Raw genomic sequence first — 24,462 nt, 5'->3', positions numbered from 1 at the left:
CCCGGGGTGCCCGGCACTCGAGGGCCGGGCACCCCATGTCCGGAACGTCGCGTCGTCCGCCCGGAGGGCGGGCCGAGCGGCCTGCCGGGCTCAGGAACCGGTGCCGCCGAACTCGCGCTCCAGGGAAGCGATCTGGTTGGAGCCGAGGCCGCGCACACGACGGCTCTCGGAGATGCCGAGCCGCTCCATGATCTGCTTGGCGCGGACCTTGCCCACGCCCGGCAGGGACTCGAGAAGGGCGGACACCTTCATCTTGCCGATGACGTCGTTCTCCTGGCCCTGCTTGATGACCTCGTGCAGGGAGGCGCCGGAGTGCTTGAGTCGATTCTTGACCTCGGCCCGCTCCCGGCGAGCCGCGGCGGCCTTTTCGAGCGCGGCTGCGCGCTGTTCAGGGGTAAGGGGCGGAAGAGCCACGCCTACGTCACCTCGGATGTCGAACTGTCGGATACGGACCGGTGAGGAACCTAGTAGCCCCACACCTGGGGAGCCACGAGCAACACGCTCGCCCGTCCTCCCCCATGGCTTGCGGGGCCTGGGAGGCGTCCCCACTCGACGGAGACTAGCGGTCGAGGGCGCCGGAGTCAGCGAGAACAGCGGAAAAGTCCTGGTCAGCCTCAGCCATGGCCGGACATTCGGGACATATCGCCCTGTATTTGAAAAGGTATCCGGACTCCGGAGCACCTCGGACCGCTCCTCGATGCTCAGCCGGACGCCACGGCCGCGCGGATCTCGTCCGCGTACCTCAGGGCCGCGTCCCGCAGTCCGGCGACGCCGGGACCGTGACGAAGAACACCCCGGCTGACGTTCGGCACGACGTTGCGCAGCGCGGCGCCGAAGACCGCCGGGAGGTCCGCCGCCCGCGCGCCCTGGGCGCCGATCCCGGGCGCGAGCAGCGGCCCGCCTATGTCCAGGTCGTAGGAGGACAGGTCGCCGAGCGTGGCCCCCACCACGGCGCCGAAGGAGCCGAGCGGCTGCTCGCCGGCGTTCTCGGCGGCCAGGTGGGCGAGGACGCCGGCGCCGACGGTGCGGCCGTCGGCGCGCACGGCGCGCTGCACCTCGGCGCCCTCCGGGTTGGAGGTCAGCGCCAGCACGAACAGGCCCGCGCCGTGCTCCCGCGCCAGCTCCACGGCGGGCTTCAGCGAGCCGTAGCCGAGGTAGGGCGAGACGGTCAGCGCGTCGGAGAACAGCGGCGCGCCGGGGCGCAGGAAGGACTCGGCGTAGGCGGCCATGGTGGAGCCGATGTCGCCGCGCTTGGCGTCCATGACCACCAGCGCCCCGGCCTGACGTGCCTCGCGCACGGTGCGCTCCAGCACGGCCACGCCCCGTGAGCCGAACCGTTCGAAGAAGGCGCTCTGCGGCTTGAGGACGGCGACCCGGTCGGCCACCGCCTCCACGACGGTGCGGCTGAAGCGCTCCAGGCCGTCCGCGTCGTCGTTCAGGCCCCACTCGGCGAGCAGGGCGGCGTGCGGGTCGATGCCGACGCACAGCGGCCCGCGCTCGTCCATGGCGCGGCGCAGCCGGGCGCCGAAGGGCTCCGGACGGCTCATGCGTGCTTGTTCCTCACATCGGCGCCGACCGCGTCGGCGAGCGTGGCGTACGGGCTGGTGCGCAGGCGCGCGGCGAGCCCCTTGTGGACGGCGCGGGCCCAGAAGGGGCCCTGGTAGATGAAGGCGCTGTAGCCCTGGACGAGGGTCGCGCCGGCCAGGATGCGCTGCCAGGCGTCCTCGGCGGTCTCGATGCCGCCGACGCCGATCAGGGTGACGCGGTCGCCCACGCGGGCGTACAGGCGGCGCAGGACCTGAAGGGAGCGCTCCTTGAGCGGGGCGCCGGACAGGCCGCCGGTCTCCTTCACCAGCGCGGGCGCCGACCGCAGGCCGAGCCCCTCGCGGGCGATGGTGGTGTTGGTGGCGATGATGCCGTCCAGGCCGAGTTCCACGGCCAGGTCGGCGACCGCGTCCACGTCCTCGTCGGCGAGGTCGGGGGCGATCTTCACCAGCAGCGGCACCCGGCGGGCGGGCACGACCCGGTCGGCGGCCTCGCGCACGGCGGTCAGCAGCGGGCGCAGCGCCTCGGTGGCCTGCAGGTCGCGCAGGCCGGGCGTGTTCGGGGAGGAGACGTTGACGACCAGGTAGTCGGCGTGCGGGGCGAGGCGCTCGGCGGACTTCACGTAGTCGGCGACGGCCTCCTCCTCGGAAACGACCTTGGTCTTGCCGATGTTGACGCCGACGACGGTCCTGAAGACCGGGGTGCGGGAGGCCAGGCGGGCGGCGACGGCCAGCGAGCCGTCGTTGTTGAAGCCCATGCGGTTGATCAGCGCGCGGTCCGCGACGAGCCGGAACAGGCGCTTCTTCGGGTTGCCGGGCTGCGGCTCGCCGGTGACGGTGCCGATTTCGACGTGGTCGAAGCCCAGCATCGACAGCCCGTCGATCGCGACGGCGTTCTTGTCGAAGCCGGCCGCGAGCCCGAAGGGGCCGTGCATGCGCAGCCCAAGGGCCTCGGTGCGCAGCTCCTTGTACCGGGGCGCGAGGGCGGCGGCGAGGAAGGTGCGCAGGACGGGGATGCGGGCGGCCAGACGGATCCAGCCGACGGCGAGGTGGTGGGCCTGTTCCGGGTCCATCCGCCGGAAGACCAGACGGAAGAAGAGTGCGTACATCTCGGGGAAGTCAGTCCTCGGGGTCCTCATGACGAGGGGGACACCGCTCGTGGTGTCCCCCTCGTCGGGTGCTAGTCGCGGGCCGCGGTCAGGAACTCGGCGTGTTCCTGCAGTGAGCGGACCCCTACGTCGCCGTGGTTGAGGGCGTCGATGCCCTGGACGGCGGCGGCGAGCGCCTGGACCGTGGTCAGGCACGGCACGGAGCGCGCCACGGCGGCCGTGCGGATCTCGTAGCCGTCGAGACGGCCGCCGGTGCCGTAGGGAGTGTTGACGATGAGGTCGACCTCGCCGTCGTGGATGAGCTGGACGATGGTCCGCTCGCCCTTCGGGCCGGTGCCCTCGGACTGCTTGCGCACCACGGTGGCGTGGATGCCGTTGCGCTTGAGCACCTCGGCGGTGCCGGAGGTGGCGAGCAGTTCGAAGCCGTGGGCGACCAGCTCACGGGCGGGGAAGATCATCGAGCGCTTGTCGCGGTTGGCGACCGAGATGAACGCGCGGCCCTTGGTGGGCAGCGGGCCGTAGGCGCCGGCCTGCGACTTGGCGTAGGCGGTGCCGAAGACGGAGTCGATGCCCATGACCTCGCCGGTGGAGCGCATCTCCGGGCCGAGGACGGTGTCGACGCCGCGGCCGTGGATGTCGCGGAACCGTGACCACGGCATGACGGCCTCCTTGACGGAGATCGGCGCGTCCAGCGGGATGGTGCCGCCGTCGCCCCTCTTCGGCAGCAGGCCCTCCTCGCGCAGCTGGGCGATGGTGGCGCCCAGGGAGATCCGGGCGGCGGCCTTCGCCAGGGGCACCGCGGTCGCCTTCGAGGTGAAGGGGACGGTGCGGGAGGCGCGCGGGTTGGCCTCCAGCACATAGAGGATGTCGCCGGCCAGCGCGAACTGGATGTTGATCAGACCGCGGACGCCGACCCCCTTGGCGATGGCCTCGGTGGAGGCGCGCAGCCGCTTGATGTCGTGGCCGCCCAGGGTGATCGGGGGCAGGGCGCACGCCGAGTCGCCGGAGTGGATGCCGGCCTCCTCGATGTGCTCCATGACGCCGCCGAGGTACAGCTCCTCGCCGTCGTAGAGGGCGTCGACGTCGATCTCGATCGCGTCGTCGAGGAAGCGGTCGACGAGGACCGGCCGGCTGGGGCTGATCTCGGTCGACTCGGCGATGTAGGCCTCCAGGCGGGCCTCGTCGTAGACGATCTCCATGCCGCGGCCGCCGAGCACGTAGGACGGGCGGACCAGGACCGGGTAGCCGATCTCGTCGGCGATGGTCTTCGCCTCGGCGAAGGTGGTGGCCGTGCCGTGCTTGGGGGCGGGCAGGCCCGCCTCGGCGAGCACGCGGCCGAAGGCGCCGCGGTCCTCGGCGGCGTGGATGGCCTCCGGCGGGGTGCCGACGATGGGCACGCCCTCGTCCTTCAGGGCCTGGGCCAGGCCCAGCGGGGTCTGGCCGCCCAGCTGGACGATCACCCCGGCGACGGGGCCGGCCTGCCGCTCGGCGTGGACGATCTCCAGCACGTCCTCCAGGGTGAGCGGCTCGAAGTAGAGCCGGTCGGAGGTGTCGTAGTCGGTGGAGACGGTCTCCGGGTTGCAGTTGACCATGACGGTCTCGTAGCCGGCGTCGCTGAGCGCGAAGGAGGCGTGGACGCAGGAGTAGTCGAACTCGATGCCCTGGCCGATGCGGTTGGGCCCGGAGCCCAGGATGATCACGGCGGGCTTCTCGCGCGGCGCGACCTCGGTCTCCTCGTCGTAGGAGGAGTAGAAGTACGGCGTCCTCGCGGCGAACTCGGCGGCGCAGGTGTCGACCGTCTTGTAGACCGGGCGGATGCCGAGCGCGTGCCGCACCTCGCGGACGACGTCCTCGCGCAGCCCGCGGATCTCGCCGATCTGCTGGTCGGAGAAGCCGTGCCGCTTGGCCTCGGCGAGCAGGTCCGCGGTCAGCTCGGGTGCCTCGGCCAGCTCGTCGGCGATCTCCTTGATCAGCAGCAGCTGGTCGACGAACCAGGGGTCGATCTTCGTCGCCTCGACGATCTCCTCGGGGGTCGCGCCCGCCCGCAGGGCCTGCATGACGGTGTTGACGCGGCCGTCGGTGGGCCGGGTGGCCTCGCGCAGCAGCGTGTCCTTGTCGCCGGGGTCCCCGGTGAAGGTGAACTGGCTGCCCTTCTTCTCCAGCGAGCGCAGCGCCTTCTGCAGGGCCTCGGTGAAGTTCCGGCCGATGGCCATGGCCTCGCCGACCGACTTCATGGTGGTGGTCAGCGTGGAGTCGGCCTGCGGGAACTTCTCGAAGGCGAAGCGCGGCGCCTTGACGACGACGTAGTCCAGGGTCGGCTCGAAGGAGGCCGGGGTCTCCTGGGTGATGTCGTTGGGGATCTCGTCCAGGGTGTAGCCGACGGCCAGCTTGGCGGCGATCTTGGCGATCGGGAAGCCGGTCGCCTTGGAGGCGAGCGCGGAGGAGCGGGAGACGCGCGGGTTCATCTCGATGACGATGATCCGGCCGTCGGCGGGGTTGACCGCGAACTGGATGTTGCAGCCGCCGGTGTCGACGCCGACCTCGCGGATCACGGCGATGCCGATGTCGCGCAGGATCTGGTATTCGCGGTCGGTGAGCGTCATCGCCGGGGCGACGGTGATCGAGTCGCCGGTGTGCACGCCCATCGGGTCGAGGTTCTCGATGGAGCAGACGACCACGACGTTGTCGTTGCTGTCGCGCATCAGCTCCAGCTCGTACTCCTTCCAGCCGAGGATGGACTCCTCCAGGAGCACCTCGGTGGTCGGGGACAGGGCCAGGCCGGTGCCCGCGATGCGGCGCAGCTCCTCCTCGTCGTGGGCGAAGCCGGAGCCGGCGCCGCCCATGGTGAAGGACGGGCGGACGACGACCGGGTAGCCGCCGAGCCGCTCGACGCCGGCGAGGACCTCCTCCATGGAGTGGCAGATCACCGAGCGGGCGGACTCGCCGTGCCCGGTCTTCTCCCGCACCCGCTCCACGACCTCCTTGAACCGGTCGCGGTCCTCGCCCTTGTGGATGGCCTCGACGTTGGCGCCGATCAGCTCGACGCCGTACTTGTCCAGCACGCCGCTCTCGTACAGCGTGATGGCGGTGTTCAGGGCCGTCTGGCCGCCCAGGGTGGGCAGGAGGGCGTCGGGGCGCTCCTTGGCGATGATCTTCTCGACGAAGTCGGGGGTGATCGGCTCGACGTAGGTGGCGTCGGCGATCTCGGGGTCGGTCATGATCGTCGCCGGGTTGGAGTTCACGAGCACGACCCGCAGGCCCTCGGACTTCAGCACCCGGCACGCCTGGGTGCCGGAGTAGTCGAACTCGGCGGCCTGGCCGATGACGATCGGGCCGGAGCCGATGACCAGGACGGACTGGATATCGGTGCGCTTAGGCACGCTGGCCCTCCATCAGGGAGACGAAGCGGTCGAACAGGTAGGCGGCGTCGTGCGGGCCGGCGGCCGCTTCGGGGTGGTACTGGACGCTGAAGGCCGGCTTGTCGAGCAGCCGGAGGCCCTCCACCACGTCGTCGTTCAGGCAGACGTGGCTGACCTCGACCCGGCCGTAGGGGGTGTCGGAGATCCGGTCGGTCGGGGCGTCCACGGCGAAGCCGTGGTTGTGCGCGGTGACCTCGACCTTGCCGGTCGTGCGGTCCCGCACGGGCTGGTTGATGCCGCGGTGGCCGTACTTCAGCTTGTAGGTGCCGAAGCCGAGGGCGCGGCCGAGGATCTGGTTGCCGAAGCAGATGCCGAACAGCGGTGTGCCGCGCTCCAGGACGCCCCGCATCACGGCCACCGCGTGGTCGGCGGTGGCCGGGTCGCCGGGGCCGTTGGAGAAGAACACGCCGTCGGGTCGGACGGCGTAGACGTCCTCCAGGGTGGCGTCGGCGGGCAGGACGTGCACCTCGATGCCGCGCTCGGCCATGCGGTGCGGGGTCATGCCCTTGATGCCGAGGTCGACGGCGGCGACGGTGAACTTCTTCTCGCCGATCGCCGGGACGACGTACGGCTCCCGGGTGGCGACCTCGGCGGACAGGTCGGCGCCGAGCATCCCGGGGGCCTCGGCGACCCGCGCGAGCAGCGTGGCGTCGTCCCGGACGGCGTCCCCGGAGAAGATGCCGACCCGCATCGCGCCGCGTTCGCGCAGGTGGCGGGTGAGGGCGCGGGTGTCGATGCCGCTGATTCCGACGACGCCCTGGGCGGCGAGCTCCTCGTCGAGGGTGCGCTTGGCGCGCCAGCTGGAGGGCACGCGTGCGGGGTCGCGCACGACGAAGCCGGCGACCCAGATGCGCCGCGACTCGGGGTCCTCGTCGTTGACGCCGGTGTTGCCGATGTGCGGGGCCGTCATCACGACGACCTGGCGGTGGTAGGAGGGGTCGGTGAGGGTCTCCTGGTAGCCGGTCATGCCGGTGGAGAACACGGCCTCGCCGAACGTCTCCCCCACGGCCCCGTAGGCGCGGCCCCGGAAGATCCGGCCGTCCTCCAGGACGAGTACGGCGGGAACCCGTGCAGCTCCCCTGGTGGAGGTGGTCATCGTTCGGCGCCTTCCTTGGTGTGCGTGTCGCGCTGTGTCTCGGTCATGGAGTTCAGGGCCCTCACCCATGCGGTGTGCTCGTCCGCCCGGTCGGAGCGGAAGCCGGAGTCGAGCAGCTTCCCGCCGTGTTCCCAGGTGACGACCAGCAGGCCGCCCTCGGTGAGGACCTTGCCGGCGATGGCCTTGTCGAGCCGGGCCCCGCGCAGCTGGGCGGCGGGGACGAAGAAGTCGGTCGCGCCGGGGCGTACGACCTCCACTCCCGCGTCCGTCAGGGTCAGCTCGACGCGGCTGCGGGTGCCCAGGCCGTGGGCCACGATGCGGTCCAGCCACTGGCCGGCGGTGGTGGAGCCGTGGTAGCGGCCGGTCATCGTGAGTGTCGCCGGGCCGGGGTCCTGGGGCGGCTCGGGCAGCTCGGGCAGGTCGCTCTGGAGGGTGCCGCGCCACTTCCAGCCCTCGCGCATCAGCCAGTAGACGAGGGCGACGAACAGCGCGAGGCCCACGAGCCAGCCGATGCGGGCGGCCCAGTCGGTCACGGGCGCCGACTTCTCCTGGGCGGCGAGCGTGGTCGCGAGCCCGGCTGCGTACGGGGATACAGATGTCACGTGAGCTTCCCGTCGACGAGGGTGGCCTTGCCCCGCAGCCACGTGTGGGTGACACGGCCCGGCAGCTCACGGCCCTCGTAGGGGGTGTTGCGGCTGCGCGAGGCGAAGCGCGCGGGGTCCACCGGGCCACGGTATGACGTGTCGACCAGGGTGAGGTTGGCGGGCTCACCTGCCGAGACGGGGCGGCCGTGCCCGGTGGCCCGTCCGATCCGCGCGGGCGCGAAGGACATGCGGTCGGCGACGCCGGCCCAGTCCAGCAGGCCGGTGTCCACCATGGTCTCCTGCACCACGGACAGCGCGGTCTCCAGGCCGACCATCCCCATGGCGGCGGCGGGCCACTCGCAGTCCTTGTCCTCCTGCGGGTGCGGAGCGTGATCGGTGGCGACGATGTCGATGGTGCCGTCGGCGAGCGCCTCGCGCAGGGCGTGCACGTCGCGCTCGGTGCGCAGCGGCGGGTTGACCTTGTAGACCGGGTTGTAGGTGCGCACCAGCTCGTCGGTGAGCAGCAGGTGGTGCGGGGTGACCTCGGCGGTGACCTGGATGCCGCGGGACTTGGCCCAGCGGACGATCTCGACGCTGCCGGCGGTCGACAGGTGGCAGATGTGCACGCGGGAGCCGACGTGCCCGGCGAGCAGCACGTCCCGGGCGATGATCGCCTCCTCGGCGACGGCCGGCCAGCCGCCCAGGCCGAGCTCGGCGGAGACCGCGCCCTCGTTCATCTGGGCGCCCTCGGTCAGGCGGGGCTCCTGGGCGTGCTGGGCGACGACTCCGTCGAAGGCTTTGACGTACTCCAGGGCACGCCGCATGATCACCGCGTCGTGCACGCATGTGCCGTCGTCGGAGAAGACGGTCACGCCGGCCGCGGAGTCGTGCATGGCGCCCAGCTCGGCGAGCTGCTTGCCCTCCAGGCCGACGGTGACGGCGCCGACGGGCCGCACGTCGCAGTAGCCGTGCTCGCGGCCGAGCCGCCAGACCTGCTCGACGACGCCGGCGGTGTCGGCGACGGGGAAGGTGTTCGCCATGGCGAAGACGGCGGTGTAGCCGCCGGCGGCGGCCGCGCGGGTGCCGGTCAGGACGGTCTCGGAGTCCTCGCGGCCCGGCTCGCGCAGGTGGGTGTGCAGGTCCACCAGGCCCGGCAGGAGCACCTTGCCGCCGGCCTCGACGACCTCGGCGCCCTCGGCGCTCAGGCCGCAGCCCACCTCGGCGATGGTCTCGCCGTCGATGAGCACGTCCTGCGGCTCGCCGCCGAGCACCTTCGCGCCACGGATCAGGGTTGTGCTCATCTGGTTACTTCTCCTCGCTACGAGAGTGGGTGACGGCGGGCTCCATGCCGCCGAGCAGCAGGTACAGCACGGCCATGCGGATGGAGACGCCGTTGGCGACCTGCTCGACGGCGGTGCAGCGGCCGGAGTCGGCGACCTCGGCGGTGATCTCCATGCCGCGGACCATCGGACCGGGGTGCATCACCAGGGCGTGTTCGGGCAGCCGGGCCATGCGGTCGGCGTCCAGGCCGTAGCGGCGGGAGTACTCGCGCTCGGTGGGGAAGAAGGCGGCGTTCATGCGTTCCCGCTGGACGCGGAGCATCATCACCGCGTCGCACTTGGGCAGCGCGGCGTCCAGGTCGTAGGACACCTCGCAGGGCCAGCTCTCCACGCCGACCGGCAGCAGGGTGGGCGGGGCGACCAGGGTGACCTCGGCGCCGAGGGTGTGCAGCAGGTCCACGTTGGAGCGGGCGACGCGGCTGTGCAGGACGTCGCCGACGATGGTGACGCGCTTGCCGGACAGGTCCTGGCCGAGTCCGGCGTCGCGGCCGATCAGCCGGCGGCGCAGGGTGAAGGCGTCCAGCAGGGCCTGGGTGGGGTGCTGGTGGGTGCCGTCGCCGGCGTTGATGACCACGGCGTCGATCCAGCCGGAGGTGGCCAGCCGGTACGGCGCCCCCGAGGCGCTGTGGCGGATGACGACGGCGTCGACGCCCATGGCCTCCAGCGTCTGGGCGGTGTCCTTGAGCGACTCGCCCTTGGAGACGCTGGACCCCTTGGCGCTGAAGTTGATGACGTCGGCCGACAGCCGCTTCTCGGCGGCCTCGAAGGAGATCCGGGTCCGGGTGGAGTCCTCGAAGAAGAGGTTCACGACGGTGCGGCCGCGCAGGGTGGGCAGTTTCTTGATCGGCCGGTCCGCGACCCGGGCCATCTCCTCGGCGGTGTCGAGGATCAGGACGGCGTCGTCGCGGGTGAGGTCGGCGGCCGAGATGAGATGACGCTGCATCTGTCAGGCTCCGTGACGAAATTCATGAAGAGGAGATTTGGGGCAGGCGAGGGCATGACGGGCCTGCGGGGGCGTGCGGACGGGCCGGACGCGCGCAGGTGTCAGTGCAGGCGCCCGCCCTGGGCGGCCGGCTTCGCGCCGAGCAGCACGCTGTCGCGGCCGTCCTCCTCGGCGAGCTGGACCTTGACCGTCTCCCGCAGCGACGTCGGGAGGTTCTTGCCGACGTAGTCGGCGCGGATCGGCAGTTCGCGGTGGCCGCGGTCGACCAGGACCGCGAGCTGGACCGCGCGGGGGCGTCCGATGTCGTTCAGGGCGTCGAGGGCGGCGCGGATGGTGCGGCCGGAGAAGAGCACGTCGTCGACGAGGACGACGAGCCTGCCGTCGATGCCGTCCCCGGGGATCTCGGTGCGCGCCAGCGCCCGCGGCGGCTGCAGGCGCAGGTCGTCGCGGTACATGGTGATGTCGAGCGAGCCGGCGGGGACCGGGCGTTCGGTGATCTGTTCCAGCTTGGCGGCCAGCCGGCGGGCGAGGTGGACGCCCCGGGTGGGGATGCCGAGCAGCACCACGTCGTCGGCGCCCTTGGCGCGCTCGACGATCTCGTGGGCGATGCGGGTCAGCACCCGCTGGATGTCAGGGCCTTCGAGAACGGGCCGGGCGGCGGACGTGTCCGCCTCCGCGTGCGTGTCCATACGAAACGGACCTCCTTCTCCGCCTCACGGGACGGACATTAAAGGACGTCGTCATTGCGCCGACCACGCTACCAGGTGGCACAGACGCACCCGGGCGGCCCCCTCCACCGCCCCCGTCACTCCCCCGGACGCACTCCGTCACTCCCGTGGCGCAGCGCGGGGGCGATACCACGGATGAGGCGGTCCGGACCATTCGGCTTGACGCGGCAGTGTAACGCTGCGTAACCTCACAGTGAGTTACCAGCCGCGCGGTCTGGAACCCGAAAGCCAGTCCCGCGTCGACACAGTGCCGGGGAGCTATATGTCCAGCGAATACGCCAAACAGCTCGGGGCGAAGCTCCGGGCGATCCGCACCCAGCAGGGCCTTTCCCTCCACGGTGTCGAGGAGAAGAGCCAGGGACGCTGGAAGGCGGTGGTGGTCGGTTCCTACGAGCGTGGCGACCGGGCCGTGACCGTGCAGCGCCTCGCCGAGCTGGCCGATTTCTACGGGGTTCCCGTGCAGGAGCTGCTGCCGGGCAGCACCCCGGGCGGCGCCGCCGAGCCGCCGCCGAAACTGGTTCTGGACCTGGAGCGGCTGGCCACCGTGCCGCCTGAGAAGGCGGGCCCGCTGCAGCGGTACGCCGCGACGATCCAGTCCCAGCGCGGTGACTACAACGGCAAGGTGCTCTCGATCCGCCAGGACGACCTGCGCACCCTCGCCGTGATCTACGACCAGTCGCCCTCGGTGCTGACCGAGCAGCTGATCAGCTGGGGTGTGCTGGACGCGGACGCGCGCCGTGCGGTGGCGTCCCACGAGGAGTCCTGAGCCCACCCTCACCGCGGGTGCCGACAGGTCCCGCCGCTACCAGCAGAAACGTGCCGCCGGGGGCCGGAACCACCGTGTTCCGGCCCCCGGCTGTTGTCTGCTCCGCCGGCTTCTGTGTCCGGCGCCTGCCCGGGGTCCTCGTCCGGCGCCCGTCCGTGAGCGGTGCGCGGGACGACGGGGAAGCGGCCCCGGACACGGCAGAGGGGCCCGCAGTGCTGCGGGCCCCTCCACAAGGCGGGTGACCGGACGGTGCGGTCCGGTGTCAGGCCTGGGCGTCGGTGTCCCGGCGCAGCGAGGGCTTCAGCTCCTTCAGCCGGCCGAGCAGACCGTTGACGAAGGAGGGCGACTCGTCCGTGGAGAACTCCTTGGCGAGCTGCACCATCTCGTCCAGGACGACGGCGTCCGGGGTCTCGTCGACCCAGATCAGCTCATAGGCACCGAGCCGCAGGATGCTGCGGTCGACGACCGGCATGCGGTCCAGCGTCCAGCCCACGGCGTACTGGGCGATCAGCTCGTCGATCCGGGCCGCGTGCTGGGCGTACCCCTCGACCAGCTGCATCGTGTACTCGCTCACCGGCGGCTGCCGGGGGTCGGTGCGGGAGAGCCGCATCCAGTCCGCCATCACGGTCAGGACGTCGGCACCGCGCTGGTCACCCTCGAAGAGGATCTGGAAGGCGCGCTTACGGGCCGTGTTGCGGGCAGCCACGGTCAGCTGTTCACCCGGCCGAGGTAGTCGCTCGTGCGGGTGTCGACCTTGATCTTCTCACCGGTGGTGATGAACAGCGGGACCTGGATCTGGTGGCCGGTCTCCAGCGTGGCCGGCTTGGTGCCGCCGGTGGAGCGGTCGCCCTGGACGCCCGGCTCGGTCTCGGCGACGGTCAGCTCCACGGCGGCGGGCAGCTCGACGAAGAGCACCTCGCCCTCGTGCTGGGCCACGGTGGCCTCGAAGCCCTCGACCAGGAAGTTGGCGGCGTCGCCGACGACCTTGCGGTCGACGTGGAGCTGGTCGTAGGTCTCCATGTCCATGAAGACGAAGTAGTCGCCGTCCATGTAGGAGAACTGCATGTCGCGCTTGTCGACGGTGGCCGTCTCGACCTTGACGCCGGCGTTGAAGGTCTTGTCGACGATCTTGCCGGACAGCACGTTCTTCAGCTTGGTGCGCACGAAGGCCGGGCCCTTGCCGGGCTTGACGTGCTGGAACTCGACGACGGACCACAGCTGGCCGCCTTCGAGCTTGAGCACCATGCCGTTCTTGAGGTCGTTCGTGGAAGCCACGGTTGCTTCAATCTCCTGGACTTACGTGGACGACCCCGGGGCACGCACCTGCCTAGAGGGCGAGCAGCTCCTTGGTCGTGATGGTGAGTAGCTCGGGTCCGCCGTCCGCCTCGGGGCGCACGACGAGCGTGTCATCGATCCGGACACCGCCCCGCCCCGGGAGGTGGACCCCCGGTTCGACGGTGACCGGCACGCAAGCGTCCAGTTTACCCATGGCCGCGGGGGCCAGTTGCGGGTCCTCGTGGATTTCGAGTCCGACCCCGTGCCCGGTGAGCGGCTGCAGTTGCTCTCCGTATCCCGCCGAGTCCAGCACCTGCCGCGCGGCACGGTCCACGTCCCGGCAGGCGGCGCCCGGCGCCAGCGCCTCACGGCCGGCCCGCTGGGCGGCGAAGACCAGATCGTACAGCTGGATCTGCCAGTCCGCGGGAGAGGTGCCGATCACGAAGGTGCGGCCGATCTCGCAGCGGTAGCCGCGGTAGGCGGCGCCCAGGCAGACCGAGAGAAAGTCGCCCTCCTCCACCCGGCGGTCGGTGGGCCGGTGGCCGCGGCGGCCGGAGTTCGGGCCGGTGGCGACCGAGGTCGGGAAGGCGGGACCGTCGGCGCCGTGATCGACCAGCCGGCGTTCCAGCTCCAGGGCGAGATGCCGCTCGGTTCGGCCGACGAGGATCGATTCCAGCAGCTCGCCGAGGGCCTGGTCGGCGATCTCGGCGCCGATCCTGAGGCAGGAGATCTCCTCCTCGTCCTTGACGACCCTGAGCTGTTCCACCGCGGTGCCCAGGTCGGTCAGGCGGAGCCGGGGCGCCACCGAGGCGAGGGCCCGGTGGCGGGCCACGGTGAGGTGGTGCTCCTCGACGGCGAGCGAGTCGGCGCCCTGTGCCTGGGCGAGGCCGGCCGCGGCGACGGCCGGGTCGCCGGAGGGCTGGGGCAGCACATGCACCCGCAGAGCCTCGTCGGGACGGCCCTCGTGGGGCCGGTCGTCCGGCGGGATGCGGCACACCAGCAGGTCCTCGCGTTTGCCGAGGAGCAGGACGGCACCCTGCGGGGCCGCCCCCGCGAGGTACCGCACGTTCGCGGGTCGAGTCACCAGCGCCGCCGCGCTGCCGCCCGCAGTGCAGCGCTCCCTGAGCCGGGTGCGGCGGACCGCGTAGACCTCTGACATGAACCGAGCGTAAGGGCGATGGCCCGATGTCGCCGTTCGGGAGAGGCCGAGTGGGGGTGCACCCGGCGGGGTGCCCCGCCCGCCGCGTCCGGCGTGCCGTGCCCGGCGGACCGGAGGCGCGGGGTGCGCCGCCCGCCGGTGCGCCCGCACGAGCCCGTGCCTACCAGCTCGGGGGGCTGGCGATGGCGCGGGCCAGGACCTCGTCGAGGAGCCGCGCGGTGGTGGGGATGTCCAGCTGGGAGTTGTCGATGATGGGCAGGCCCGACCCGTACCAGCCGGCCATGCGGCCGTGGATGCGGGCGACCTCCTCGTCGGCCAGCCGGCGGTTGCCGGTGCGCTCGGCGTTGCGTTCCAGGACGACGTCCAGGCCGGGCAGCAGGACGACCGGCAGCAGTCCGGGGCCCACGTGCCGTTTCCAGCCGCCGAGGCCGATCACCGGACGGTCGGGGAACACGGCGTCGTCGAGGATGCACGAGATGCCGTTGGCGAGGAAGTTGCGTGCCGCGAACCCGCAGGTGCGGCGGGCGAGGCGGTACTGGGTCTCGGAGTCGTCGTTCCACCCGGCCTGCGGATCGGCGAAGCCCGAGCGGACCCACTCGCGGACGTCGTCGAGGCTGATGTGCGCGGTGGGGACCGGGCGGTGTTCGGCCCAGTGCTTGGCGACGCTGGTCTTGCCGGCGCCCGCAGGGCCGATCAGCAGCACGGCGAGCGTGGTGGTGGTCGGGTCGGGCGCGGACCGGGCGGGCGGCGCGCTCGGCGCGGTGACCGGGCCGGCCGCCGGCAGCCGCAGGTGGCCGGTGGCGTCCGGGGCCGCAGGGGCCGGGTGGACGGCGGCCGGCTGCGGGGGCGCCGGGGGTATGGGCGGTGCCTGGTGGCCCGGCGGCGGAGCCGGAGGCATGGGCGGCGGGGGCGGCTGGTGGCCCGTCGGCGCACCGGGAGGGTGCGGCGAGGGCACTGGGCCCGGGCCGTCGTGCGGAGCCGGGTGCGACGCACCGGGATGGTGCGGACCCGGGTGGTGCGCGGCCGGCGGCCAGCCGGCGGCTGGTCCGTGCCCCGGCTGATGGGGCGGCGGCAGCGGAGAACCCACTGCGTGCTGCATCCGGTGCCACTCCGTCTCGTACAAGGCAAGGGGCGCTGGCAGCGGGCCCGATCCCCGCTGCCATTCGAACGGTACCGTCCCCGGCCGTGGGATGGTGAAGCGGCCGGGGATGGTCCGAAGTGCCCCTCCGCGCAGGCGAATCGGCGCTTACTCGGCGCAACCGCCGAAAATGCAGCGGCGCTGACGTGCGCTCAGCGACCGGTGTACGCGCGCGCGGATCGAACGGACGCCGCGGCGCGGCCTACCGGCCCACCTCGCCGTAGGCGGCGAGCAGCACGGCCGGGTCCGGGCCCTCCAGGACGGTGGGCTTGGCCAGGCCGTCCAGGACGACGAAGCGCAGCAGGTCGCCGCGGGACTTCTTGTCGACCTTCATCGTCTCCAGCAGCTTGGGCCACTGGTCGTAGCGGTAGTGCAGGGGCAGCCCCACCGCTTCGAGGACCGTCCGGTGGCGGTCGGCCGTGGCATCGTCCAGGCGGCCCGCGAGACGGCCCAGTTCGGCGGCGAAGTGCATGCCGACGGCGACCGCGGCGCCGTGCCGCCACGTGTAGCGCTCGTTCTTCTCGATGGCGTGGCCGAGGGTGTGGCCGTAATTGAGGATCTCCCGCAGGCCCGACTCCTTCAGGTCCGCGGAGACCACGTCCGCCTTCACCCGGATCGAGCGCTCGATCAGCTCGGCGGTGTGCGGTCCGGCCGGGGTGCGCGCGGCCTCGGGGTCGGACTCGATCAGGTCGAGGATCACCGGGTCGGCGATGAAGCCGGCCTTGATGATCTCGGCCAGACCGGAGACGTAGTCGTGGACCGGCAGGGACTCCAGCGCGGCCAGGTCGCACAGCACGCCCGCGGGCGGGTGGAACGCGCCCACCAGGTTCTTGCCCTCGGCGGTGTTGATGCCGGTCTTGCCGCCCACGGCGGCGTCCACCATGGCCAGCACGGTCGTGGGAACGGCGACCCAGCGCACGCCGCGCAGCCAGGTGGCGGCCACGAAACCGGCCAGGTCCGTGGTGGCGCCGCCGCCGACGCCGACGACGACGTCGGAGCGGGTGAAGCCGGACTGGCCGAGCGCCTTCCAGCAGTAGGCGGCGACCTCGGCGGTCTTGGCCTCCTCGGCGTTGGGCACCTGGATGGCGATCGCCTCGTAGCCCTGCTCGGCCAGGTCGGTGCGCAGCGCCTCGCCGGTCTCCGTCAGCGCCTCGGGGTGGATCACGGCGACCCGCTTGGCCCGGTCGCCGATCAGGCCGGGCAACTCGCCGAGGAGCCGCTGCCCGATCAGGACGTCGTAGGGGTCGGTGCCCGCGGTGCCGCCGACGCGGATCCGGGTGACTGCCTCGCTCATGCCTGCTTCAACTCCACTGCTCCAGGACGGCTTCGGTGACTTCCTCGGGGCTGCGGCCGTCGGTGGCCACCTGTGCGGTGGCGACCTCCTCGTACAGGTGGCGGCGTGCCTCCATCAGTTCCCGCCACTGTCTGCGCGGGTTGACCGCGAGCAGCGGGCGGGCGACGTTCAGGCCGGTGCGCCGCACCGCCTCCTCCACGTCCATGGACAGGTACACCACGCGGTGTCCGGCCAGCAGCCTGCGGGTGTCCGCGTCGAGGATCGCCCCGCCGCCCAGGGACAGCACGCCGTCGAAGTCCGCGAGCGCCCGGGCGACGGCCTCCTTCTCCAGCGCCCGGAAGTACGGCTCGCCCTCGTCGACGAAGATGTCGGAGATGCTGCGCCCCTCGGCGGCGACGATGTCGTCGTCCGTGTCCCGGTAGCCCGTGCCGAGCCGGCCGGCCAGCAGCCGCCCGACCGTGGACTTGCCCACGCCCATCGGCCCGACCAGGACCACCAGCGGCCCGCTCATCGGATGTGCAGGTGGTCGAGGTAGGCCTGCACGTTGCGGCGGGTCTCGGCGACGCTGTCGCCGCCGAACTTCTCCGCCACCGCGTCGGCCAGTACCAGGGCCACCATCGCCTCGGCGACGATGCCGGCCGCGGGCACCGCGCACACGTCCGAGCGCTGGTGGTGGGCCTGCGCGGGCTCGCCGGTGGAGACGTCCACCGTCCGCAGGGCCCGCGGGACCGTCGCGATCGGCTTCATCGCCGCCCGCACCCGCAGCAGTTCACCGGTGGACAGCCCGCCCTCGGTGCCGCCGGAGCGACCGGTCGCCCGGCGGATGCCCTCGCCGGTGGGCACGATCTCGTCGTGGGCCTGGGAGCCGGGCACCCGCGCCAGCTCGAAACCGTCCCCGACCTCCACGCCCTTGATGGCCTGGATGCCCATGAGCGCCCCGGCCAGCCGCGCGTCCAGGCGGCGGTCCCAGTGGACGTGGGAGCCCAGTCCCACGGGCACCCCGTAGGCCAGCACCTCGACGACGCCACCGAGGGTGTCGCCGTCCTTGTGGGCCCGGTCGATCTCCTCGACCATCGCCTTGGAGGCGTCCGGGTCCAGGCAGCGCACCGGGTCCGCGTCCAGCCTCTCCACGTCCGCGGGCTTCGGGTACACCCCGTAGGGGGCCTTGGCACCGGCCAGCTCCACCACGTGCGAGACGATCTCGATGCCGGCGGTCTCCTTCAGGTACGACCGGGCCACCGCGCCCAGCGCCACCCGGGCCGCCGTCTCCCGCGCCGAGGCCCGCTCCAGCACCGGACGGGCCTCGTCGAAGCCGTACTTCTGCATGCCGGCCAGGTCCGCGTGGCCCGGGCGCGGCCGGGTCAGCGGCGCGTTGCGGGCGAGGTCGGCCAGCTCCGCCGGGTCCACCGGGTCGGCGGCCATGACCTTCTCCCACTTCGGCCACTCGGTGTTCCCCACCATGATCGCGACCGGGGAGCCCAGGGTGAGCCCGTGCCGGACGCCGCCGAGGAAGGTGACCTCGTCCCGCTCGAACGTCATCCGCGCGCCGCGGCCGTAGCCCAGCCGCCGCCGGGCCAGATGGTCGGCCACCATGTCCGTGGTGACCGGCACGCCGGCGGGAAGTCCCTCCAGCGTGGCGACGAGTGCGGGTCCGTGGGACTCCCCCGCGGTCAGCCAACGCAACCTGCTCAACGGTGCTCCTCATCCTCGCGCCCTGGAACTGCGACGGCGCGACCGGGTGCGCTGCCCTGGTCCGCCACCTCCGATCCTCCCACGTGCGGATCGGGAGTTTCGCCGCCGGTCCAGCAGGCGGACGCGGAGCTCAGCGTTCCGCCAGTGCCTTCTCGCCGGCGCGGCGCATGGCGGCGAGCGGGGCGGGGGCGCGGCCTGTCATCTGTTCCACCTGCAGCACCGCCTGGTGCACCAGCAGGTCCAGGCCGCCGACGACGGCGCCGCCGGCCAGGGACCAGCGCGCGGCCAGCTCGGTGGGCCACGGGTCGTAGAGCACGTCGAAGAGGGTGGCGGGCCGCTCGGGCACGGCAGCGGCGAGGGCGTCGGTGGCGCCGGCCGGGGTGGTGGCGACGACCAGCGGGGCGCGCAGGGCCTCGGCGGCGTCGGACCAGTCGGCCGTGCGCACCTCGACGCCGAGCCGCTCGCCCCAGCGGCGCATCTCGCCGGCCCGGGCCCCGCTGCGCACATAGGCGACGATCTCCCCGGTGCACACCCGGGCCAGGGCGGCCAGTGCGGAGGAGGCGGTGGCGCCCGCGCCGAGGATCGCGGCGGAGTCGACCTGCTCGATGCCGTGCTCGCGCAGCGCGGCGACCATGCCGGGGATGTCGGTGTTGTCGCCGGTGCGCCGGCCGTCCTCGGTGAAGACGACGGTGTTGACCGCCTCGACGGAGGCGGCGGTGTCGCTGATCTCGTCGAGCAGCGGGATCACGGCCCGCTTCAGCGGCATGGTCAGCGACAGCCCCGCCCACTCGGGTCCGAGCCGCTCCAGGAAGCCGGGCAGGGCGGCCTCGTCGACGTCGAACCGGTCGTAGGTCCAGTGCGTCAGGCCCAGCTCCGCGTAGGCCGCGCGGTGCAGCGCCGGGGACAGGGAGTGCGCGATGGGCGAACCGAGCACGGCGGCCCGGCGGGTCTCAGGTGCCCGAGCTGGCATCGAACTTGTCCTTGAGCTTCAGGAATTCGGAGTAGGTCTTGGCGAACTCGGTCTTGTCCACACCGTCGGTCGCCACGAAGTAGATCCAGCCGTCGTGGGTCGGATTCAGGGCTGCCTTCAGGGCGTCCTCGCCGGGGTTGCCGATCGGCCCGGGCGGCAGGCCCGCGTGGGTGTAGGTGTTGTAGGGGTTGGTGTTGCTGTTGATCTCTTTTTCGCTGATGTGGATGTTGCTCTCGCCCTTCAGATAGTTGAAGGTCGAGTCGAACTGCAGCTTCCGGTTGGTCTCGGTGTTGGTCGGCTTGAGGCGGTTGTAGACGACCTCGGCCATCATGCGGAAGTCGTCGTGGGTCTTGCCCTCGGCCTGGACGAGGCTGGCGACCGTCACCAGCTCCAGGGGGCTGGACAGGCCGAAGTCCTCCGCCTTCGCGTCCAGGTCGTAGCGGTTGTACGCCTTCCCCGCCTGTTCGACCATCTTCCGCAGCACCGCCTCGGGCTTCATGCCCTTGGCCGCGGGATAGGTGCCCGGGTAAAGGAAGCCCTCCAGCGGGTCCATGATGTCCGGGTTCGAGTTCGCCCAGCTGGGCAGGCCGAGGTTCTTGTACTCCTCGGCGGCGACCTTCTTCGTGGTGCCGGCGGCGAGGCCGAGCCGTTTGTCGATCGCCTCGTACACCTGGGCGTTGCGCTCGCCCGGTTTGACCAGGACGTTGCTCTGGCTGCGGGGGTCGAGCATGAGCGCCACCGCGCTGGCGGCGGACATCTGCTTGTTCAGCAGATAGGCACCGGCCTGGATCTGCTTGCCCTTCGGGTTGCGTGACTGGGCGGCCACGAACGCGTCGACGCTCTTGACCACGCCCGCCTTCTTCAGGGCACGCCCGATGTCGTAGCCGCCGGCCCCTTCGGGGATCTCCACGGTGACCGTCTCGGCGATGCCGTCGCCCTCGTAGTCCGGGGCCGGGGCGAACCGGTTCTGGTAGAAGTGGTAGCCGTACCAGACCACACCGGCCGCGCCGCCGCCAAGCACCACGGCCACGACGAGGCAGGCCATGCCGTTGCGGCGCTTGCGGCCCCCGTTGCTCCTGCCGCCGCGTGCCCGGCGCTCGCTCCGGCTGGGCCGTCCGGCCGGGTCGCCGGCGTCCGGGGTCCTCTTCCCGTCGCTGTCGTCCTTTTCGGTCTCCTCCTCGGCGGACGACCAGAAGGCGTGGTCCTGCTCGTCGGAGCCGGACCCGGCGCCGGGGTCCGCGTCGCCGTCGGGCCCCTCCCCTCTGCGGTTCGGCGGCTGCGGCGGCGGGTACCCCTCGGCGGCCTCGCCGTACGGGTCGGGCTGCGCCTGGGCCGAGGCCGCCGCGTGCTGCTGGCCGTACGGGTCGAGCGGGTCGGGGTACGGCACCTGCTGGTGCGTGCCGGTGCCGTCCCAGCCGTCCTGCCGGTACGGCTCACAGGCTTGCTGCGGGTAGCCCTGGTGCTCCGGACCGCCCTGGTGGGAGGGGTACTGCGGGTCGTACGAGCCGGACTGCTGTGCCTCGTGTCCGCCGTACGGTGCCTGCGGGTGGCCGCCCAGAGGGTCGTAGTGCTGCGGGTGCTGCCCGTCGTATCCGGGCTGCGGGGCCTGGCTCCAGTCGCCGTACTGCGACGGGTGCGGCTGCTGCGGGTGGCCCTCGTAGGGGGACTGCGGGTCGGGGTACCCCTGCTGCCCCCTCCACCCGACGTCCCCGTACAACGGGTCCTCCGGATGCCACGGTTCGGAGCCTGGGCCCCGGCCATACTCAGTCATCGATCCCCTAGAGCCGCGAGGCGGCACTCAGATGGCCCCCTCGTGCGGCTGCCGATCCGCCTCTTGCTGTGCGCCCGCTGTTCGAACACCGGCGCATCGCGCGGAACGTTACCGTATCGCGATCACGGGGCCACTTCGACGCCCTCGCCGGGTGCGCTGCCTGACACCCGTTCGGATTCCAGGGCCTGTTGCAGGATGACGACGGCCGCGGCCTGGTCGATCACGGAGCGTCCCTTCCTGGCGTTCACCCCGGAGGCACGCAGTCCCTGACTGGCGCTGACCGTGGTCATCCGCTCGTCGACCAGACGCACCGGAACGGGTGCGATGTTCTTGGCCAGCTCGCCGGCGAAGGCCCGGGCCTTGGCGGCCGCCGGGCCCTCGCCCCCCTTGAGGGAGCGGGGCAGGCCGACGACGACCTCGATGGGCTCGTACTCCTCCACGAGCTGTGTCAGCCGGCGGTGCGCGGCCGGGACGTCCCGGCCGGGCACCGTCTCCACAGGGGTGGCGAGGATCCCGTCGGGGTCGCACGAGGCGACCCCGATCCGGGCGTCCCCGACGTCGATCGCGAGCCGTCGGCCCCTGCGCATCACTTGGCCGTTTCCGCCACGAGACGCTCCACGGCGTCCACGGCCTCGCCGACGGCCTGAGGGTTCTGGCCGCCGCCCTGAGCGACGTCCGGCTTGCCGCCACCGCCGCCGCCGAGCGTCTTGGCGGCGGTGCGGACCAGGTCGCCGGCCTTCAGGCCGCGGTCGCGGGCGGCCTCGTTGGTGGCGACGACCGTGAGCGGCTTGCCGTTGTTCACGGTGAACAGGGCCACGACGGCGGCCCGCCCGCCCTGGATGCGGCCCCGCACGTCGAGGACCAGCTTGCGCAGGTCGTCGGCGGTCGTGCCGTCCGGGACCCGGCCGGTGACCAGGGCGACGCCGCGGACGTCCTTGGCGGACTCGGCGAGGCCGGCGGCGGCCTGCAGCACCTTCTCGGCGCGGAACTTCTCGATCTCCTTCTCGGCGTCCTTCAGCTTGCCGAGCATCGCGGAGATCTTCTCCGGCAGCTCCTCCGGGCGGCCCTTGAGCAACTCGGTGAGCTGGTTGACGACCGTGTGCTCGCGGGCGAGGAACTGGTAGGCGTCCACGCCGACCAGGGCCTCGATACGGCGCACACCGGAGCCGATGGAGGACTCGCCGAGCAGCTTCACCAGACCCAGCTGGGCGGTGTTGTGCACGTGGGTGCCGCCGCACAGCTCCTTGGAGAAGTCGCCGATGGTGACCACGCGGACCCGCTCGCCGTACTTCTCGCCGAACTCGGCGATGGCGCCCTGCTTCTTGGCCTCCTCCAGGCCCATGATCTCGGCGGTGACGTCGAGGTCGCGGGCGAGCACCTCGTTGATCTTCTGCTCCACGTCGGTCATCACCGACTGCGGCACGGCGGAGGGGGAGCCGAAGTCGAAGCGGAAGCGGCCGGGCTGGTTCTCCGAGCCGGCCTGGGCGGCCGTCGGGCCGAGCGCGTCGCGCAGGGCCTGGTGGGTCAGGTGCGTGGCCGAGTGGGCGCGGGCGATGGCCTTGCGGCGGCGCACGTCGATCCGGGCGTGGGCCTTGGCGCCGACGGTCACCTCGCCGACCTGCACCACGCCCTTGTGGACGTAGACGCCCGGGACCGGCTTCTGGCAGTCGCGGACCTCGATGACGGCACCGGAGTCCACCGTGATGCGGCCGGTGTCGCCGATCTGGCCGCCGCCCTCGGCGTAGAACGGGGTGCGGTCCAGGACGACCTCGACCTCGTCGCCCTCGGTGGCGGCCGGGGAGGACACGCCGTCGACCAGCAGGCCGACGATGGTGGACTCGCCCTCGGTGTCGGTGTAGCCGATGAAGTCGGTCTCGCCGGAGGTGTCGGCGATCTCCCGGTAGGCGCCGAGGTCGGCGTGGCCGGTCTTCTTGGCCTGGGCGTCGGCCTTGGCGCGCTCCCGCTGCTCGCGCATCAGGCGGCGGAAGCCCTCCTCGTCCACGCTCAGGCCCTGCTCGGCGGCCATCTCCAGGGTGAGGTCGATCGGGAAGCCCCAGGTGTCGTGGAGCAGGAAGGCCTTCTCACCGGACAGGACCGTGCCGCCGGCCTGCTTGGTCTCGGTGACGGCGTTGTCGAGGATGGTGGTGCCGGCCTTCAGCGTCTTCAGGAAGGCGGCCTCCTCGGCGAGGGCGACCTTCTCGATGCGCTCGCGGTCGGTGATCAGCTCCGGGTACTGCCGGCCCATGATGCCGATCACGGTGTCGAGGAGGTCCTTGACGACCGGGCCGGTGGCGCCCAGCAGGCGCATGTTGCGGATGGCGCGGCGCATGATGCGGCGCAGCACGTAGCCGCGGCCCTCGTTGCCGGGGGTGACGCCGTCGCCGATGAGCATCGTGGCCGTGCGCATGTGGTCGGTGACGACGCGCAGGGACACGTCCGAGTCGTGGGCGTCGCCGTAGGCCACGCCGGTCAGCTCGGTGGCCTTCTTGATGACGGCCATGGAGGTGTCGATCTCGTACATGTTCTGCACGCCCTGCAGAATCATGGCGAGCCGTTCCAGGCCGAGGCCGGTGTCGATGTTCTTGCTCGGCAGGTCGCCGAGGATCTCGAAGTCGTCCTTGCCGGTGCCCTCGCCCCGCTCGTACTGCATGAAGACGAGGTTCCAGATCTCCACGTACCGCTCGTCGTTGACGGCGGGGCCGCCCTCGGGGCCGAACTCCGGGCCGCGGTCGTAGTTGATCTCGGAGCAGGGGCCGCACGGGCCGGGCACGCCCATGGACCAGAAGTTGTCCTTCTTGCCCAGGCGCTGGATGCGCTCGGCGGGCACGCCGACGACGTCACGCCAGATCTGCTCGGCCTCGTCGTCGTCCTCGTAGACGGTGATCCACAGCTTCTCCGGCTCCAGGCCGTACCCGCCCTTGTCCTGGGGGGTGGTCAGCAGCTCCCAGGCGAGCTCGATGGCGCCTTCCTTGAAGTAGTCGCCGAAGGAGAAATTGCCGCACATCTGGAAGAACGTGCCGTGCCGCGTGGTCTTGCCGACCTCGTCGATGTCGGGCGTGCGCACGCACTTCTGCACGCTGGTGGCGCGCGGGAACGGCGGCTTGACCTCGCCCAGGAAGTAGGGCTTGAAGGGCACCATGCCGGCCGGGACGAGGAGCAGAGTCGGGTCGTCCGCGATGAGCGACGCCGAAGGGACGACGGTGTGCCCGCGCTCCTCGAAGAAGCTCAGCCAGCGACGGCGGATCTCAGCCGACTCCATCAGTGGTCCTCATTCCGGTTGTACGAGTTGTACGGGTAGGTCCGCTGCACCTGCTTCTCGGCGTACAGCGGGGTGGCGCGGTTCTCGATGGCGGCGTACCGCCGCGGCGCGGGGAGTGCGGAGCCGGCGTCGGCGCCGATACCGAGTGCCTCGCCGAGTTCCGCCTCCCGCCGGGCCATGTTGTCGCGGACGTCGAGCGCGAACTCCACCGCCCGGTCCCTGAGCCGCTGGCCGGTCTCCAGCGCCTTGTTCGCCGCGGTGGCGGCGACGCTGTCGGGGGTCAGCTGCTTCAGCTTCCGGTTGATCTTGGTGGTGGCCCACACACCGGCCGCGACACCGGTGGTGAACCAGAACGTACGGCGGAACATCGCTAGT

General features: G+C 72.0%; 21 protein-coding genes and 1 pseudogene. 1 reads left to right on the top strand and 21 read right to left on the bottom strand.

What is annotated here, in order from left to right; translation table 11 throughout:
• Positions 1 to 90: 90 nt before the first annotated feature.
• The 9 genes from IE286_RS20090 to pyrR form a co-directional block, all read right to left on the bottom strand.
• A complete protein-coding gene (locus tag IE286_RS20090) occupies positions 91 to 414 on the bottom strand; it encodes an integration host factor (protein ID WP_125496088.1) in 324 nt (107 codons plus the stop codon).
• Positions 415 to 701: 287 nt separating this feature from the next.
• Complete coding sequence (gene pyrF, locus IE286_RS20085) at positions 702 to 1,547, bottom strand: orotidine-5'-phosphate decarboxylase (protein ID WP_189798159.1); 846 nt, start codon at positions 1,545 to 1,547, stop codon at positions 702 to 704.
• Positions 1,544 to 2,653: a quinone-dependent dihydroorotate dehydrogenase gene (locus tag IE286_RS20080; RefSeq protein ID WP_189798158.1), complete on the bottom strand. Its 1,110-nt coding sequence runs from the start codon at positions 2,651 to 2,653 to the stop codon at positions 1,544 to 1,546. Before IE286_RS20080 ends, pyrF begins: the two co-directional genes overlap by 4 nt.
• Positions 2,654 to 2,724: 71 nt before the next feature.
• Entirely contained in the window at positions 2,725 to 6,033 is a 3,309-nt protein-coding gene (gene carB / locus IE286_RS20075; protein WP_189798157.1) for a carbamoyl-phosphate synthase large subunit, read from the bottom strand.
• Entirely contained in the window at positions 6,026 to 7,168 is a 1,143-nt protein-coding gene (gene carA, locus IE286_RS20070; RefSeq protein WP_189798156.1) for a glutamine-hydrolyzing carbamoyl-phosphate synthase small subunit, read from the bottom strand. The genes carB and carA overlap by 8 nt, the downstream gene beginning before the upstream one ends.
• The gene (locus IE286_RS20065; RefSeq protein ID WP_189798155.1) at positions 7,165 to 7,770 is read right to left on the bottom strand and encodes a PH-like domain-containing protein; all 606 of its coding nucleotides are present in this window, start codon (positions 7,768 to 7,770) and stop codon (positions 7,165 to 7,167) included. The genes carA and IE286_RS20065 overlap by 4 nt, the downstream gene beginning before the upstream one ends.
• A complete protein-coding gene (locus tag IE286_RS20060; protein ID WP_189798154.1) occupies positions 7,767 to 9,053 on the bottom strand; it encodes a dihydroorotase in 1,287 nt (428 codons plus the stop codon). The genes IE286_RS20065 and IE286_RS20060 overlap by 4 nt, the downstream gene beginning before the upstream one ends.
• Positions 9,054 to 9,057: 4 nt before the next feature.
• Complete coding sequence (locus IE286_RS20055) at positions 9,058 to 10,035, bottom strand: aspartate carbamoyltransferase catalytic subunit (RefSeq protein WP_189798153.1); 978 nt, start codon at positions 10,033 to 10,035, stop codon at positions 9,058 to 9,060.
• 101 nt (positions 10,036 to 10,136) lie between these two features.
• Positions 10,137 to 10,724 carry a bifunctional pyr operon transcriptional regulator/uracil phosphoribosyltransferase PyrR gene (gene pyrR, locus IE286_RS20050; RefSeq protein ID WP_189798152.1) on the bottom strand — a complete coding sequence of 196 codons (588 nt, stop codon included), beginning with the start codon at positions 10,722 to 10,724 and terminating at the stop codon, positions 10,137 to 10,139.
• A 301-nt stretch (positions 10,725 to 11,025) separates the two neighbouring features.
• Here pyrR and bldD point away from each other — a divergent pair, with 301 nt between their 5' ends.
• On the top strand, positions 11,026 to 11,529 hold the full coding sequence (gene bldD / locus IE286_RS20045; RefSeq protein ID WP_189798151.1) for a transcriptional regulator BldD: 504 nt from the start codon (positions 11,026 to 11,028) through the stop codon (positions 11,527 to 11,529).
• A gap of 262 nt (positions 11,530 to 11,791) precedes the next feature.
• Here bldD and nusB read toward each other — a convergent pair whose 3' ends face one another.
• The 12 genes and pseudogenes from nusB to IE286_RS19985 form a co-directional block, all read right to left on the bottom strand.
• The gene (gene nusB / locus IE286_RS20040) at positions 11,792 to 12,235 is read right to left on the bottom strand and encodes a transcription antitermination factor NusB (protein WP_189798150.1); all 444 of its coding nucleotides are present in this window, start codon (positions 12,233 to 12,235) and stop codon (positions 11,792 to 11,794) included.
• Positions 12,236 to 12,237: 2 nt separating this feature from the next.
• On the bottom strand, positions 12,238 to 12,804 hold the full coding sequence (efp, locus tag IE286_RS20035; RefSeq protein ID WP_189798149.1) for an elongation factor P: 567 nt from the start codon (positions 12,802 to 12,804) through the stop codon (positions 12,238 to 12,240).
• Positions 12,805 to 12,856: 52 nt separating this feature from the next.
• Positions 12,857 to 13,963 (bottom strand): aminopeptidase P family protein, encoded by a 1,107-nt coding sequence (locus IE286_RS20030; RefSeq protein WP_189798148.1) that lies wholly within the window; start codon positions 13,961 to 13,963, stop codon positions 12,857 to 12,859.
• 160 nt (positions 13,964 to 14,123) lie between these two features.
• Positions 14,124 to 15,062, bottom strand: a complete 939-nt coding sequence (locus IE286_RS20025) for a Pro-rich N-terminal domain-containing protein (RefSeq protein WP_189798147.1) — start codon at positions 15,060 to 15,062, stop codon at positions 14,124 to 14,126.
• 241 nt (positions 15,063 to 15,303) lie between these two features.
• Complete coding sequence (gene aroB / locus IE286_RS20020; protein WP_189798146.1) at positions 15,304 to 16,395, bottom strand: 3-dehydroquinate synthase; 1,092 nt, start codon at positions 16,393 to 16,395, stop codon at positions 15,304 to 15,306.
• Positions 16,392 to 16,906 (bottom strand): annotated as a pseudogene (locus IE286_RS20015) (shikimate kinase). Before IE286_RS20015 ends, aroB begins: the two are co-directional and overlap by 4 nt.
• The gene (gene aroC, locus IE286_RS20010; RefSeq protein WP_189798145.1) at positions 16,903 to 18,087 is read right to left on the bottom strand and encodes a chorismate synthase; all 1,185 of its coding nucleotides are present in this window, start codon (positions 18,085 to 18,087) and stop codon (positions 16,903 to 16,905) included. Before aroC ends, IE286_RS20015 begins: the two are co-directional and overlap by 4 nt.
• Positions 18,088 to 18,217: 130 nt before the next feature.
• Positions 18,218 to 19,057 carry a shikimate dehydrogenase gene (locus IE286_RS20005; protein ID WP_189798144.1) on the bottom strand — a complete coding sequence of 280 codons (840 nt, stop codon included), beginning with the start codon at positions 19,055 to 19,057 and terminating at the stop codon, positions 18,218 to 18,220.
• Entirely contained in the window at positions 19,038 to 20,828 is a 1,791-nt protein-coding gene (mltG, locus tag IE286_RS20000; protein WP_189798143.1) for an endolytic transglycosylase MltG, read from the bottom strand. Before mltG ends, IE286_RS20005 begins: the two co-directional genes overlap by 20 nt.
• A gap of 122 nt (positions 20,829 to 20,950) precedes the next feature.
• Positions 20,951 to 21,415, bottom strand: a complete 465-nt coding sequence (ruvX, locus tag IE286_RS19995; RefSeq protein WP_189798142.1) for a Holliday junction resolvase RuvX — start codon at positions 21,413 to 21,415, stop codon at positions 20,951 to 20,953.
• Complete coding sequence (gene alaS / locus IE286_RS19990; RefSeq protein ID WP_189798141.1) at positions 21,415 to 24,087, bottom strand: alanine--tRNA ligase; 2,673 nt, start codon at positions 24,085 to 24,087, stop codon at positions 21,415 to 21,417. The genes ruvX and alaS overlap by 1 nt, the downstream gene beginning before the upstream one ends.
• Positions 24,087 to 24,455 (bottom strand): hypothetical protein, encoded by a 369-nt coding sequence (locus tag IE286_RS19985; protein WP_189798140.1) that lies wholly within the window; start codon positions 24,453 to 24,455, stop codon positions 24,087 to 24,089. The genes alaS and IE286_RS19985 overlap by 1 nt, the downstream gene beginning before the upstream one ends.
• Between the last annotated feature and the right edge of the window lie 7 nt (positions 24,456 to 24,462).

It is taken from the genome of Streptomyces thermodiastaticus, assembly GCF_014656135.1.
Lineage (GTDB): Bacteria > Actinomycetota > Actinomycetes > Streptomycetales > Streptomycetaceae > Streptomyces > Streptomyces thermodiastaticus.
This window is presented reverse-complemented; position numbering and strand designations above follow the sequence as displayed.

What these genes read in the sequence shown, in the direction of transcription:
- IE286_RS20030 (WP_189798148.1), bottom strand. Translation starts at nt 13,963, where the DNA reads ATGTCAGAGGTCTACGCGGTCCGCCGCACCCGGCTCAGGGAGCGCTGC.
- carA (WP_189798156.1), bottom strand. Translation starts at nt 7,168, where the DNA reads ATGACCACCTCCACCAGGGGAGCTGCACGGGTTCCCGCCGTACTCGTC.
- IE286_RS19985 (WP_189798140.1), bottom strand. Translation starts at nt 24,455, where the DNA reads ATGTTCCGCCGTACGTTCTGGTTCACCACCGGTGTCGCGGCCGGTGTG.
- ruvX (WP_189798142.1), bottom strand. Translation starts at nt 21,415, where the DNA reads ATGCGCAGGGGCCGACGGCTCGCGATCGACGTCGGGGACGCCCGGATC.
- IE286_RS20025 (WP_189798147.1), bottom strand. Translation starts at nt 15,062, where the DNA reads ATGCAGCACGCAGTGGGTTCTCCGCTGCCGCCGCCCCATCAGCCGGGG.
- pyrF (WP_189798159.1), bottom strand. Translation starts at nt 1,547, where the DNA reads ATGAGCCGTCCGGAGCCCTTCGGCGCCCGGCTGCGCCGCGCCATGGAC.
- IE286_RS20060 (WP_189798154.1), bottom strand. Translation starts at nt 9,053, where the DNA reads ATGAGCACAACCCTGATCCGTGGCGCGAAGGTGCTCGGCGGCGAGCCG.
- alaS (WP_189798141.1), bottom strand. Translation starts at nt 24,087, where the DNA reads ATGGAGTCGGCTGAGATCCGCCGTCGCTGGCTGAGCTTCTTCGAGGAG.
- IE286_RS20055 (WP_189798153.1), bottom strand. Translation starts at nt 10,035, where the DNA reads ATGCAGCGTCATCTCATCTCGGCCGCCGACCTCACCCGCGACGACGCC.
- IE286_RS20080 (WP_189798158.1), bottom strand. Translation starts at nt 2,653, where the DNA reads ATGTACGCACTCTTCTTCCGTCTGGTCTTCCGGCGGATGGACCCGGAA.
- IE286_RS20005 (WP_189798144.1), bottom strand. Translation starts at nt 19,057, where the DNA reads ATGCCAGCTCGGGCACCTGAGACCCGCCGGGCCGCCGTGCTCGGTTCG.
- aroB (WP_189798146.1), bottom strand. Translation starts at nt 16,395, where the DNA reads ATGAGCGAGGCAGTCACCCGGATCCGCGTCGGCGGCACCGCGGGCACC.
- pyrR (WP_189798152.1), bottom strand. Translation starts at nt 10,724, where the DNA reads ATGGACACGCACGCGGAGGCGGACACGTCCGCCGCCCGGCCCGTTCTC.
- mltG (WP_189798143.1), bottom strand. Translation starts at nt 20,828, where the DNA reads ATGACTGAGTATGGCCGGGGCCCAGGCTCCGAACCGTGGCATCCGGAG.
- bldD (WP_189798151.1), top strand. Translation starts at nt 11,026, where the DNA reads ATGTCCAGCGAATACGCCAAACAGCTCGGGGCGAAGCTCCGGGCGATC.